This window comes from Aeromicrobium changchenzhani (genome assembly GCF_057586615.1).
Genome location: NZ_CM172480.1, coordinates 1655000 through 1667908, shown reverse-complemented (window position 1 = coordinate 1667908; position 12909 = coordinate 1655000). Strand labels below are relative to the sequence as shown.

At 60.5% G+C, this 12909-nt stretch carries 11 protein-coding genes and 4 tRNA genes; 5 read left to right on the top strand and 10 right to left on the bottom strand.

Features of this window, described 5'->3' with window-relative positions:
• Positions 1-2 precede the first annotated feature (2 nt).
• From AC2YB9_RS08480 to AC2YB9_RS08465, 4 genes are all read right to left on the bottom strand, one after another.
• Positions 3-698, bottom strand: coding sequence for a SipW-dependent-type signal peptide-containing protein (locus AC2YB9_RS08480; RefSeq protein ID WP_487268418.1), 696 nt, complete (start codon positions 696-698; stop codon positions 3-5).
• A gap of 170 nt (positions 699-868) precedes the next feature.
• Positions 869-1441: a DedA family protein gene (locus AC2YB9_RS08475; RefSeq protein WP_487268416.1), complete on the bottom strand. Its 573-nt coding sequence runs from the start codon at positions 1439-1441 to the stop codon at positions 869-871.
• Entirely contained in the window at positions 1438-2217 is a 780-nt protein-coding gene (locus tag AC2YB9_RS08470; protein WP_487268415.1) for an MBL fold metallo-hydrolase, read from the bottom strand. The genes AC2YB9_RS08475 and AC2YB9_RS08470 overlap by 4 nt, the downstream gene beginning before the upstream one ends.
• Complete coding sequence (locus AC2YB9_RS08465; protein ID WP_487268414.1) at positions 2214-4295, bottom strand: phage holin family protein; 2082 nt, start codon at positions 4293-4295, stop codon at positions 2214-2216. The genes AC2YB9_RS08470 and AC2YB9_RS08465 overlap by 4 nt, the downstream gene beginning before the upstream one ends.
• Before the next feature lie 179 nt (positions 4296-4474).
• Here AC2YB9_RS08465 and AC2YB9_RS08460 point away from each other — a divergent pair, with 179 nt between their 5' ends.
• Complete coding sequence (locus AC2YB9_RS08460) at positions 4475-4717, top strand: hypothetical protein (protein ID WP_487268413.1); 243 nt, start codon at positions 4475-4477, stop codon at positions 4715-4717.
• A 71-nt stretch (positions 4718-4788) separates the two neighbouring features.
• On the opposite strand, the gene AC2YB9_RS08455 is transcribed toward AC2YB9_RS08460, so the two are convergent.
• The 3 genes from AC2YB9_RS08455 to AC2YB9_RS08445 form a co-directional block, all read right to left on the bottom strand.
• Positions 4789-4863 (bottom strand) — tRNA-Val (locus tag AC2YB9_RS08455).
• 115 nt (positions 4864-4978) lie between these two features.
• Positions 4979-5725 (bottom strand): VIT1/CCC1 transporter family protein, encoded by a 747-nt coding sequence (locus AC2YB9_RS08450; protein ID WP_487268411.1) that lies wholly within the window; start codon positions 5723-5725, stop codon positions 4979-4981.
• A 62-nt stretch (positions 5726-5787) separates the two neighbouring features.
• Positions 5788-6621, bottom strand: coding sequence for an aminotransferase class IV (locus AC2YB9_RS08445; protein ID WP_487268409.1), 834 nt, complete (start codon positions 6619-6621; stop codon positions 5788-5790).
• A 108-nt stretch (positions 6622-6729) separates the two neighbouring features.
• Here AC2YB9_RS08445 and AC2YB9_RS08440 point away from each other — a divergent pair.
• From AC2YB9_RS08440 to AC2YB9_RS08425, 4 genes are all read left to right on the top strand, one after another.
• Positions 6730-6801: transfer RNA gene (locus AC2YB9_RS08440), tRNA-Gly, on the top strand.
• Positions 6802-6836: 35 nt separating this feature from the next.
• Positions 6837-6907: transfer RNA gene (locus tag AC2YB9_RS08435), tRNA-Cys, on the top strand.
• Positions 6908-6949: 42 nt separating this feature from the next.
• Positions 6950-7024, top strand: a tRNA-Val gene (locus AC2YB9_RS08430).
• A gap of 236 nt (positions 7025-7260) precedes the next feature.
• Positions 7261-7410, top strand: a complete 150-nt coding sequence (locus AC2YB9_RS08425; RefSeq protein ID WP_487268408.1) for a hypothetical protein — start codon at positions 7261-7263, stop codon at positions 7408-7410.
• Positions 7411-7521: 111 nt separating this feature from the next.
• Here AC2YB9_RS08425 and AC2YB9_RS08420 read toward each other — a convergent pair whose 3' ends face one another.
• From AC2YB9_RS08420 to AC2YB9_RS08410, 3 genes are all read right to left on the bottom strand, one after another.
• Positions 7522-7839: a hypothetical protein gene (locus tag AC2YB9_RS08420; RefSeq protein ID WP_487268406.1), complete on the bottom strand. Its 318-nt coding sequence runs from the start codon at positions 7837-7839 to the stop codon at positions 7522-7524.
• Between the two features lie 47 nt (positions 7840-7886).
• Entirely contained in the window at positions 7887-10040 is a 2154-nt protein-coding gene (locus AC2YB9_RS08415; RefSeq protein WP_487268405.1) for a DEAD/DEAH box helicase, read from the bottom strand.
• Between the two features lie 321 nt (positions 10041-10361).
• Entirely contained in the window at positions 10362-12881 is a 2520-nt protein-coding gene (locus tag AC2YB9_RS08410; RefSeq protein WP_487268403.1) for a DEAD/DEAH box helicase, read from the bottom strand.
• Positions 12882-12909: the final 28 nt, after the last annotated feature.

Here is a 12909-nt window from a genome sequence, read left to right as displayed (position 1 = left end):
GATTAGCTTGAAACTGCTGCGAACCGCCACGCCGGGAACACGGTGCGACCCTCAAGGGCCTGTGTCGTGACGTTGTCGGGAAGGGTGATGGCGAAGCAGTAATACTGCACGTCGCCCCGGGCGGCCGCAAGGTTTTGGGTGGCGATCGGACTCAGCGCGTCGGTAAACAGTTTGTTCGTGACAATCGCGGTTCCGGCAGTGGCGAAGTCAGTCCGGCAGTTGGCAGCAACCGCGGCATCGTCGGTCACCCTGACCGTGTAAGTCAGGTTGTTCCACAGGAGGCCACTCGTATCGACGGCAGTTTTGCCGGCTGCAGCCACTGGCGCCTGCAAAGTCAGCCCACCGGCCACCGAAGCTGAGGTCGTTGTCAGCGCGACGGGCGCCAAGATCGTGTCACCTGGCGTCATGCCGCTGGGATCGACATTGAAGGTCAACGGATTGCCGGGGTTGGTTTCGTGGTCGGTGAACGTACTGGCCACGGTGGGCACAGTCGTGGTCCATGCGTCCTGTTGGACATTGAAACTGCTGGTGCCGACTCCGTCGCCACCGCCGGGTCCGGTGCCACCGAACACCCATTCGCTGTCGTTCCAGGCTGCCAACGTCACGACGGCGGCAAGACCCACAGCAACTCCCGCCGAGGTGATTGCCATGATCTTACGGCGACGCCGGGTACGCGCAGCGGTCTGTGAAATGGTCATGTTGCTCCCTCTAACTCAGCGAATGACAGTCCGAATGGTTCGATCTGCTCCCTCATCCACGGCATATCATAGCCAGTTCGGAGGATGTTGGCGACACAATTCCGCGAATTTACACAAGCTGCGATCGGCAGACCACCTCCGCAAATGAACGGCCTGCTGTTCAGGACATGTCAGCGCTGCGATCGGCGTTGAATCAACTGGATCAGACCAGTGATCAGCACGGCACCGAGCACTGCGGCGACAACTGCCACCCGCGGATCGGGAAAGAGCGAGTCGCCGATGACGCCGATAAGCGCGTACGTGCACGCCCACAGGAGGGTCGCAAGTGCCGCAGCGCTGACGAACCGAATCCACGGATAACCACCGAGCGCTGCTGCGACGAGCACCGGGACACGGCCACCGGGCACAAGTCGCGAAACCAGCAGCGTGCGCAATTCATTGGCCTCGATGCGTGCGCGCAACTTGCTGAGCGCCGCACCCGGGTCGTCCCGCTGAAGCCACCCCATGCGCTGAGCAAGCGGTTCACCGGCCGTGCGCAGGGCGCCATACGTGATGAGGTCACCGACATAGGCACCTATCGCACCCGCCGCGATCACCAGAACTAGTTCCCACGGATGAGTCCCGCGGGCAAGAACTGCTGCAGCACTCACTGCTGCCCCCGTGGGAACCACGGGGATCACCGAGCCGAAAGCCACAATGCCGAAGACCGCGAGCAGAGCGGCTGGACCTAGGCCCTCGCTCATCGACCATCCTCGACAATGAGCGGGGTCCTCGTGCCGGGGACTGCGGAGATCACTTCAGCGTCGGATGCGTCCATTGCGGCGATAAAGCGGGCAGCCGGGGTCACGAACAGTTCTTGATAGTTTCGCTTGCTGATGAACTGGAGGCCGACTGGCCAAAACGTGGCAAAGTGCACTGGCAGCGCCCATCGTGCGCCGACTGCCTGCACTGCTGAGGCGGCTTCGATGGGGTTCATGTGCTCGGGGCCCAATGTCGGTCCCCAGCCCCCAATCGGAACCATTGCGAGGTCGACGGGTTCAACCGAGGGCATGCGGTCCGTCAGACCGGAGTCGCCTGGATACCAGAGCGTATGCCCTGCGCCGGTTACTCGAAATCCGACCGCTTGCGCTTTCGTGCGGGCGAGCTTGTGTCGGCGACCGTCATGGTGCGCAGGCAGCACCTCGATATGGACTCCCGCGACCTCGATCGAATCGCCGGGTTCGACCTCGATTAGTTCACGTGAGCGAAGCGCGCCCAAATAGGCGCGTGCCCCACGTGGGGCAACGATGGGGGCCTCGGGCCGGACCCGTGCCAACGAACCAGCATGCAGATGGTCCGCGTGAAGATGAGAGACCAACACGAGATCAAGCTCCGCGGCCAGCGCCGTCGGGGTGGGCCCGCGGCGGCGCAAATGTCCAAGTCGGTCGACGAACAAAGGATCTGTTCCGATCCGGATGTTGTCCATCTCGACAGTCGCTGAGGAGTGCCCCCACCATGTCACCGAGAGTCCTCCGGTCATCGGTCGTTCGCCGTTCGCAGACCGAGTTGTTCGAGCCGGCCGATGAGTGCTGCATGGACTTCTGGTCCGCTGAGTCGACTCGAGTGCGGCATGTTCCATTCAACGGGATGGATAAGGAGCGCGTCCGTCTGACCACCGCCGAGTCCGCCGTGCGAGCCGACCAACTCTTCGAAGGCGACGACTTCATCAAGGTTGGGGATGTATCGACCCATCACGATCACATCTCCGACGTGGTCACGCCGATCGAGCCCGCACAGGTCGTTGCATGCCTCCGCGCCATACGGCGTGGTCGGATCTGTTCCCTCATACGTGCCGGCACCCGGACCATCCAACACCCGCCATCCGTCGCGCCCCAACGCCACCAACGAACCATCGTCGCGGCGCACGAGAAGCAGCCCGATGTAGGGGTTCGACCTTAGCCCGTCAATCAAGTCAGGAAAGCGCTTGTGGACCGTCTCCAGCGTCACACGTCTGGGCTCGTCAGTCAGGTAGACGTGCGCCAGGCTCCCCGAGGTGGTGATCACGAGATCATCCGGGACCTGCTGCCTGGCAGCATCCTTGTCGGGACCATCAGCACGTCGAGAGCGATTGAATACACTGCGGAAGGCTCGCAAAGCAAGCCGATCTGATCTCAGCGCGCCGGTGAGGAGCACGTTCGCCGGCCCCCACGGTTCGGTTGGCCGATCGTCGTCGTGCATGGCGGCCGGCCGCGAAGCCAATTGATGGATGAGGGCTGACAACGTGTGACCGGTCAGTTGACGGAACGTTGTTCCTTGAGTCTGGCCGTGGTCGGAAACGACGGCGATCTCGAAGTCACCGCGAATATTCTCGGCCAGTTCCATGAAGAACTGAAGGACCCGGTCCAGGCTCTCAAGGGTCCGCATGGACTCGGGCCTGCTCGGTCCTGCGTGGTGCGCAACTTCGTCGTAATCCACGAAGTCGACGAAGATCACCGGCGCACTTCGAGCCATGTGCTCCGACACGATGGACACATTCAGGTCGCGAAGCACCACAGTCGTGAGTCCGCGCAAGAGCACGAAGATGCCCCCTCTGTGGACTCGCGGCAGAACTCCACGTCGGCGCTGGCGGCGCCCCTGATGCAGCTCAGTGAGCATCTGTCCAACGAAGAGAACGGCTGAACGGATAAATCCCGAGCGGGCGACGGCAAAGGAGGCCGCCCCTGGCACCGAGGAAGGCCAGCGCGCATCGCTCATCGTCAAGATTCTTGACGGAGCATCACCGGAAAACAGGTTGGAGACGCTGACACCCCCGTCGGCTAGGAGGCCGCGACCGGTGCTGAAGCCACGCTCAGTCTCCGCGAGATCTGCCGGTTGGCTCGATTGGACGATTCGTTCGGCCTTCTTGTCGTACCAACGAAATGCCGGAATGCTGGTTTCGTCGCCATGCAGAAGAACAGCCTGTCCAGCGGGCGTTGTTGCCGGCACGCCGGTATGCCAACCGCGTAGATCGTGCGAACCGGACCGGAGCCACCGCGAAACCGTGGGCATAGCGCCAGCAGTGATGGCCTGATGCATCAACGCTTCACCGACACCGTCCAATTGCACGACGAGAAGCCCCGGCTTAGCGATGCCATGGCGCCGGGTGATCCGCACCGATTGGCCAAGGACTTGTCGGAAAAAAGTCTCATCGCTGCTGGCGTCAAAGAGCCAGTTCACGCCGGCAGCGACTACTGCCGAGCCCCATGCTGCGACGACGACCTCCCCCAGTGTGAACGGGCGGACGGTCGAGACGAGTTGAAGGGCCACGCCGAGGATCAACGCCTGCGAGAGAAGCCCGGCTAGGAGCAGCCCGATCGTGCCTGTAACTGCGGTGAGTTGGATCAGCACCGGTCGGAGCAAAGCTCCCACGAGCAACGCCACCACGGCAAGGGTTGCGACCGACATTGCACCGCGCGCGACCTGCTGTCCTGGAAGCAACCAGAGAATGACCGCCAAAGCCAGAAACGAAACAACGAATGAGCGCAGAACCCCACGTCGCCAGTTTCGGTCAGGGCGCCACCTCGCCATCAATCGCCAGGTCAGGCGCAGACGCGACCCCAATGCATCGGGGCGCTTCACGTCGCGGCCTTACAGCCGAAGTCGATTGCTTGCACATCAGGACTCTATCCAGCCCCGAGTTGCCGAGCCGAATCCGTGGTTCAGACGTGACTAGTTGTCCCGTCCGCGATCGTCATAGCCGCGGGACACAATCACAGCGGCACCTCCGAATGTTGTCGCCATGTAGTTAAATTGATGGCATGCGTGGTTTTGACTGGAAAGAAGCGCGAAGCCGTAAACGTCAGGGCGACGATAACGACACACAAACCAGGAAGCCTGCCACATTTTTTGAACGCTTTTTAGCGGGCGTACTGCTTAGCGTTCTCGCAGTTGCGCTCCTGAATACCGGTGTGCCCATCTTTGGCTTCATTGCGGGCGCGGTTGCGATCTATCAGTTTGCCATTGCTGCAATCGCTCAAAGAGTTAATGACGACGAGAACTGAATGCGATTGCTTCGGTCCTCGCGCATCCGGTGGGGCATTCTCGCGAATGCGCCTCTGACCTGCACTTATGTTGGTGGGCGATACTGGGTTCGAACCAGTGACCTCTTCGGTGTGAACGAAGCGCGCTACCACTGCGCCAATCGCCCGTGTGGTGCGTGGAAACCCTAACGCATCACCGACAGCAAATCACAGCCGGTCACCCACGGGACGTCATCCCGGACGTACTCCATAGGGGACGTTCGGGATGACGTTACGGGGTGCTCACACTGAGACGCCGAGAAGTGCGCCGATTGAGTAGGTGACGATCAAGGCGAGCACGCCACCAACAACAACTCGGGTTATGGCGGTCTGCCGAGAACTCGCCCCCAAGGTCGCACTGATGTAGCCGGTCACCACCAATGCCACGATCACCGCGACGAAGGTCGTCGGTATCCGCCAACCCGCAGGCGGCGCCAGAATCGCAATCAACGGAAGCAGCGCGCCGATTGTGAACGAGATTGCCGAAGCGATCGCGGCATGCCATGGACTTGAGATGTCATCTTCACCCAGATGGAGTTCAACTTCGAGGTGCGCGGCCAGCGCGTCGTTCTCGGTTAACTCGGTCGCCACCTGATGGGCAGTTTCCCGCTTCAGTCCCTTTGCGGCATACATGTCGACGAGTTCCTGAAACTCTTCCTCAGGGAAATTTTCTAGCTCCCAGCGTTCCTTCTCGATCAGCGCCCGCTCCGAATCGCGCTGGCTGCTGACCGATACATACTCGCCGAGTGCCATTGAGATCGCGCCGGCCGCAAGCGAGGCGACGCCAGCGATCAGGATCGGCCGGGTGGCATCGGTCGCGGCGGCGACGCCGACAACGAGCGCCGCAACGGAGACGATGCCGTCGTTCGCGCCAAGGACGCCAGCGCGCAACCAGTTCAGTCGAGCAGCGATGCCCGTGTCATGCGGTTCGTCATCATGTCCCGAGTCGGCCGACGGACGGTCAAGAATTGGTTCTCCTGTGTTTGCCACGTGACCAGAAAAGCACTATCTCGTCAGGTTTTCCAGCAAGGTCTGGCAAGCCTAATCTCGATTTAGGGATCAACTTCCTTGCCTCTTTCCCGGGCCCAGATGGCTTGCGCCGCCTGCGTGATCGGGCCGGGCGCTGCCAGTTCACGATCGTCGACCCGGCTGATTGCCTGTATGTCGCGGGTCGTGCCCACCAGGATGACTTCGTCAGCCGCACGCAGAATGTCAATCGGCGCATCGCGTTCGACGACATCGAGTTCGCCAGCACACCATTGAAGTGTCAGCGCCCGTGTGACGCCAGCAAGGCATCCCGATCGCAGCGTCGGCGTGATGAGTTGGCCGTCGAGCGCGTAGAAGATGTTCGATCCCGTACCTTCACACAGCTGCCCGATGGTGTTCGGCATAACCGCCTCTGATGCTCCGCGGGCCAGTGCATACTCGACCATCAGCGCATTCTCGGCGTATGAGGTGGTCTTGAGTCCGGCAACTGCCCCGCGCTCATTCCGCGTCCACGGTACGGTCGCAATCGCGCTCACACTTGGTGGTTTGGAGCACGGCTCGGCGATAACGACTGATGTCATCCCCTGCTGCCCACGGGGCGAGCCGAGCGGTCCTGAGCCCGATGTCACAGTGATCCGTATCCGACCGAACGGCAGGTCTTGATCGATAAGTGTGGCGTCAACACCCGCACGAATTGATGCCAGATCCGGCGTGCCGATGCCGAGACCAGTCGCCGAGCGCACGAGCCGCTCAAGGTGTCTGGTCAGCGCAAATGGCACACCGTTCTCGACTTTAACCGTCTCGAAGACACCGTCACCAACAACCAAGCCGTGATCGAGCACAGAAATTGCCCGTTGTTCCGGCGATTCAAGTAAATGTCCATTCAGCCAGGCGCGCATGACTGCACCATAGCGCGACCCCCGATTGGGAACATGGCCTGTGATCGGCTAAAGTTTCGTTTCGGCTTGGAACACATAATCGGATCGCCGATTATGCAAACCAAGTGTGCGGACATAGCTCAGTGGTAGAGCATCACCTTGCCAAGGTGAGGGTCGCGAGTTCGAATCTCGTTGTCCGCTCGGATGCAGGTTAATCACCTGTTCCTGTAATATCTGGTCGAGTGGCCGAGAGGCGAGGCAACGGACTGCAAATCCGTCTACACGGGTTCAAATCCCGTCTCGACCTCGAAAGTAATCACAACTGAATGCCCGATCCTCACGGATCAAGGCGCGATTGGCGCAGCGGTAGCGCGCTTCCCTGACACGGAAGAGGTCACTGGTTCGAACCCAGTATCGCGCACCAGAGAAACCCCCGGAATTCCGGGGGTTTTCTGCGTTTTTGGGAGAATTGTTCCCATAATTCATTCCCCAAATATGCGTTTGTCCGTCTCACCTATGGTGGAGACGCGAGCTTGTCTCGCCACCGCCCCTGCTACTTTCCCCCGATTGTGGCGGGGCGGTGTTGTTTGTTTCGGTGGTGAACCCTGCCGCCCGTAGCATGCAGATGCAGCTCATCACGTCGCTCACAAAAGGAACATCATGCCAGCATTGGTCATCCTTCTCATCGTTCTCGCGATCGTCACCGGTGTGGCCGGCGCCTTGATCAAAGGCGCGTTCTGGCTTTTCATCATCGCCGTCGTATTCCTGGCCGGCTCATATTTCGTCCACCAATCCGACAACAAGAACTGAAAAGACGAACAACTGGGTGTGGCTAGGCGTATTTGCCGTCATCGGTATCGGTTTCGGACTAGCCGCCCAGACACGACACTTATGCGGGCTGCAGATTACGCACCGAGTCGATTAGGCCACGATGCCCGGCACAAAGATGACAAAGACCAGTAGGGCGACAACACCGACAAGCGAGATAGCAATCACCGACAAGACCCGTGCCGCATTTGGCGAGCGTCGCCGCACGGCAAAGGACACCCCTACCAAGATCAGCGCGACGGCTATCGGCAATCCGCATACGACCCCAATCGCCATCCCCACAAGAGAAAGCGCCGAATCTGACTGAAATGAATCGTAGAAGAGCAGAATCGCAGCGATAAGCGCAGGAATGCTGAGCCCTACCGTGGCCCATGAGCATCGACGCCAGATGACGTCTACCTGATCTGTCATGGCCTGACCCTAGTCGGTCGGATACCAATAGCCACCGAAATTGGCGCCTAAACTTTAGACAATGGCTCCGACACCGATGCTTCCAATGCGTCGGTCAACAGACCGATGAGCGCCTCGACTTGCAGGTCCGTGGACGACGATAGTTCTTCGTCGGAGCCGTCAAGCGCCCGAGCGGCGAGGCCAGCCTTGCTGTCGATGAGCTCCACGATCTTGGTGTCGATCGTCTGCGCGGCAACAATGCGCCACGCCGTGACTGGCTCTTCCTGACCAATGCGGTGAACTCGGTCGATCGCTTGGGTCTGCTCGGCATCTGTCCACGACAACTCGGCAAGCACAACATTGGACGCGATCTGCAGATTGAGCCCAACCCCCGCGGCGGTCAGCGAACACACGGCAATCGAAACATCGGGATCATTCACGAACGCATCAATGTTCTTCTGGCGGACCTTTGACGTCTGATCGCCACGGATCGACGTATAGCCGATCCCACGCCGCTTAAACGTCTCCTCCGCAATATCCATCACGTCGATGTGTTTAGCGAAAAACACGACCTTGCCGACGCTGCGCGCAAGTTGCGCGGTGTAATCGGAAGCCAATTCTGCCTTGGCCTGACCGATGCGCCGCATCATGCTGAACACATTTTCGTCGGACTTCTTGGAAGCATCTTCACGCTCCCACTTAGCGACCCGGCGTACGAGTTCGTGATCGATACCCTGGGCGGTCACGCCGGACGTGCGCGTCTCGAGGGCACGTTGATAACGCGCCACCAGTCGGCGGGTAAGTTCACGCTCGACCGCGCGGATCGAACGGCCAGCCTCGCCGTCCAACTCAACGGTAATGTCGGCGATCCGGCGGGCCGGAATGTCGGCAGCGACATCAACTTTGCGGCGCCGCACAATACCCATGTCAATGACGCTGTTTCGGGCTGCTGAATAGAACTGCGGATTGATCGGCGTCAGGCCGGTCTCCTCAAGCGATCGCATGAGTTCGGCGCACGGCTTCTTCTCATCAATCCAGCCGAGGTACTGCCAGATCGCGCGAAAGTCGTCAATGTCGTTGATCAGCGGGGTTCCGGTAAGCGCCATCAGCAAGGGTCGCGACGTACGCGAGCGAATCCGATCGGACAACTGCAAGACATTCTGTGAACGCTGTGATGACTTGTTCTTGATGAAATGCGCCTCGTCGAGCACCATGCCGCGGAAGCCAAGATCTCCGAGCCAGCCAACATGTCGGTCAAGCACCTCATAGTTAACGATGACGATGTCGGCAAAACCGTCGATATTGTGCCCATCGCCTTGGATCACCGTGGCGCTGTGTTTGGGCGTCCACATGCTCGCCTCACGGGCCCAGTTGGTCTTGACGACATTCGGTACGACGACCAGCAACGGGTATGCCTGTGCTGCCTGCGCGGCAAGCAATGCCTGAGCGGTCTTGCCCAGACCGGGTTCATCGGCCAACAGAAAGGTCCGATGGCCGTCGGCAGCGGCGGCAATAAGTTCCGCTTGGTGCCGCATCAGCTGAGGCCCACTCGTGATGAGTGATTCATCGGGCTCGGGCAGATCCATGCAGGCTGAGGCGCCGCCGGATGCTCGTTCGAAGGCCGACAGCAGCGGGTCAAGCAGTTCCCAACTGGCTAGTCGTTTGGGCTGAGGCTCTTGGTGTTCGGCCTGGGTGAACTCCGGCGTCAGGAATGGGTTGGCGAGTCTGCGCGAAATAATCGCCTGCGGCACGACCTGATGTTCGGTCTGGGTCGAGTTCTGTGCGGAGCTGATAGGGGCAGGCTCTGGGGCCGCGACTTCAAATCCGGCCGTCTTTTGCATATCTCGTTTAAGTGCTTTCGCCGCATCAGATACGACCACGTCATCGGCCAGGAGTTGCAATAGCGATGTTTCGAGCGTTGCCGTCTTGGCGAGGATCACGGCGACTCCGTCAAGCCGCTTGAGTTGTTCCGCGCGATGCGTTTCGGGGTTGCTCTGATCGGCCTTGACCCGCGCGCGTTCTTCACGCGCAAGGAGCGCAATGACCTGGAACTTTGTCCGTGTCGAGGCCGTTATGGCACCTCGTTGAACTGCGGCTTCGACCTCACGTACGGCGCGGGCTAGCACCGGCATGATGCCGTCGGTGTCCTTGTGATTGGTGCGACGCTGCCCACGAGTGGGGTTGCGCGAAGCGCCGGTCTGGCGCTGGCCTCGTCTGGCCAAGAAATCCTCCTTGGAAGGGCACAACATGATCGTCGTGGCGGTACAGCAAACCTCCGGCCGTGCAGCCTGACAATGGGACATCAAACCGCTCGAGTCCCGGTGGCCATACGACCATCCGAGCCGGTTGAACGCTGCGTGCGCGGAGTATGGGAACTCCACGTGGAGTGTCATGCGGCCCTCAACAACGGCGCTTGGCCGACCATTGAGTTACGAAGCCATGTGGCAACCAGCTCCGCATGAACACTACAAATCTACCCTACCGCCGGTTCAGCCACCAGTGTCGAGGTTCGAAAAGGACATTCGAGCCGGTCGCAGCAGACCTCAGCGCGGACCGACATCCGTGACCCGTAGGACCGCTTCGCCTGCCTCGTCGGAGGCTTCCAGATCCACTTCAGCGCTGATGCCCCAGTCCCGATCGCCCTCGGGGTCCTCGAATGTTTGCCGCACAATCCACGTGTCTTCGCGTTCCTCGACCATGAACAACTGCGGGCCCCGGGCTGCCGGACCGGAGCCGAGTTCGTCGTATTCCTCGCGATAGGCCGCAATTGCCGTCGACCAGGCAGTCGCATCCCAGCCGTCGCCAGCATCGAGTTTGCCCAATTCACTCCAGCGGCCGAAAGCGGCCAATTCGACCCGTCGGAACATCGCGTTACGGACGAGGACGCGAAACGCCCGCACATTTCCAGTCACCGGGCGTGGCGCGGCATTGCCGTCGGCGATCGGCTTGATCCCGCCGGCATCAGTGTCGGGAGCAATCAACTGCTCCCACTCATCGAGCAGGCTCGAATCGGTCTGGCGCACGAGCTCCCCCAGCCATTCGGTCAGATCGGTGAGTTCTTCATTGCGGGCCTTCTCCGGAACCGTGCGGCCCAATGTCTTGTAAACATCAGAGAGATAGCGCAGCACCATGCCTTCGGAGCGGGCCAGGCCGTAGTCGCCGATCAACTCGGAGAACGTCATGGCGCGCTCCCACATCTCACGGACGACCGATTTGGGCTTCAGCTCGTAATCAGCCACCCACGGCTGGCCTTTGCTGTAGTGCTCATAGGCGGCGTCGAGCAGTTCGCGGAGCGGTTTCGGATGAGTGATTTCCTCGAGCAGTTCCATCCGTTCGTCATACTCGATCCCGTCCATTTTCATCTCACCGATCGCTTCGCCGCGAGCACGATGCCGCTGTGCCGAGATAATGGGGCGCGGATCATCCAACGTCGCCTCGACAATCGAAACCATGTCAAGCGCGTAGGTTGGCTCATCGCGGTCCAGCAGGTCGAAGGCGGCAACTGCGAACGGCGACAATGGCTGGTTGAGCGCAAAATTGGCCTGCAGATCGACAGTAAGACGAAGCGTGCGGCCCTCATCATCAGCCGGTTCTATGCGTTCGACCACTTCGCCAGCGATGAGTGCGTCGATGATGTCCAGCACCTTCTGCAACATGAGGTCCTGGGTCGCTTCGTCTTCGTCGCACTCACGCAACAGATGTTCGAGCGACACCATGGCATCGCCCGGACGGGAGATGACGTCGAGAACCATGGCGTGCGTGACGCGCATACGAGAAACGAGCGCTTCTGGCGTTCCGGTGCTCAACCGATCGAAGGTGCCTTGGTTCCACGAGACAAAGCCTTCTTGAGGCTTCTTGCGCACGATTTTGCGGAGCTTCTTCGGATCATCCCCTGCTTTCGTGACCGCCTTGAGATTTTCAATCTCATGTTCGGGTGCAAGCGCGATAACGTGGCCGACCGTGTCATACCCGGCTCGGCCCGCCCGGCCCGCGATCTGCTGAAACTCGCGTACCTGGAGCTGGCGTTGACGGGTGCCATCATATTTCGACAACCCACTGAACAGGACCGTGCGAATCGGGACATTGATGCCGACGCCAAGGGTGTCGGTGCCGCAAACAACTTTGAGCAGTCCTGCCTGCGTCAGTGTCTCGACCAAACGCCGATAGCGCGGCAGCATGCCAGCATGGTGGACTCCGATGCCCATCCGAATCAGCCGCGAAAGCGTCTTACCGAAGGCTGACGTGAAGCGGAAGTCTCCAAGTTGGGTGGCGATCTCATCGCGTTCCTCACGCGTGGCCACCTTGATGCTAGTTAACGCTTGTGCGCGCTCGAGCGCCGATGCCTGCGTGAAGTGGACGACATATACCGGCCCCTGATGGGTCGTGAGCAATTCCTCGAGCGTCTCCTGCACCGGCTTCGTGACATATTCGGAGACCAGCGGCACCGGACGCTCCGTCGAGGAGACGACCACGGTGGTTCGGCCCGTACGACGCGCCAGATCCTGCTCAAGTCGCGTGGTGTCCCCTAACGTCGCCGACATCAACAGGAACTGTGCGCGCGGCATTTCAATCAGCGGCACCTGCCACGCCCAACCGCGATCCGGATCGGCATAAAAGTGGAACTCGTCCATGACGACGAGGCCAACATCGGCCGCCGCACCTTCACGGAGCGACAGGTTCGCTAAAACCTCGGCGGTCGCGGCGATGATCGGCGCATCAGCGTTAACGGCCGCGTCGCCGGTGATCATGCCGACGTTGTCTGCGCCAAAGATCTCGCACAGAGCGAAGAACTTCTCGCTCACCAATGCCTTGATCGGCGCCGTGTAGAAACTGCACTCACCGCGCGCAAGCGCCGCCGCCATCGCGCCGGTCGCAACGAGGCTCTTCCCCGAGCCGGTCGGCGTCGACAAGATCACGTTGGAGCCGGCGACACACTCCAGAATCGCTTCATCCTGCGCCGGATACAACGACAGACCGCTGCTATCAACCCATTGATTAATTGCGTCATAAACCGCGTCTTCGTCGTTGCTAGTGACTTTGGGCAACAGATCAATGAGACGCATGCCTGCATTCTCCCAGCCACTGCCACGC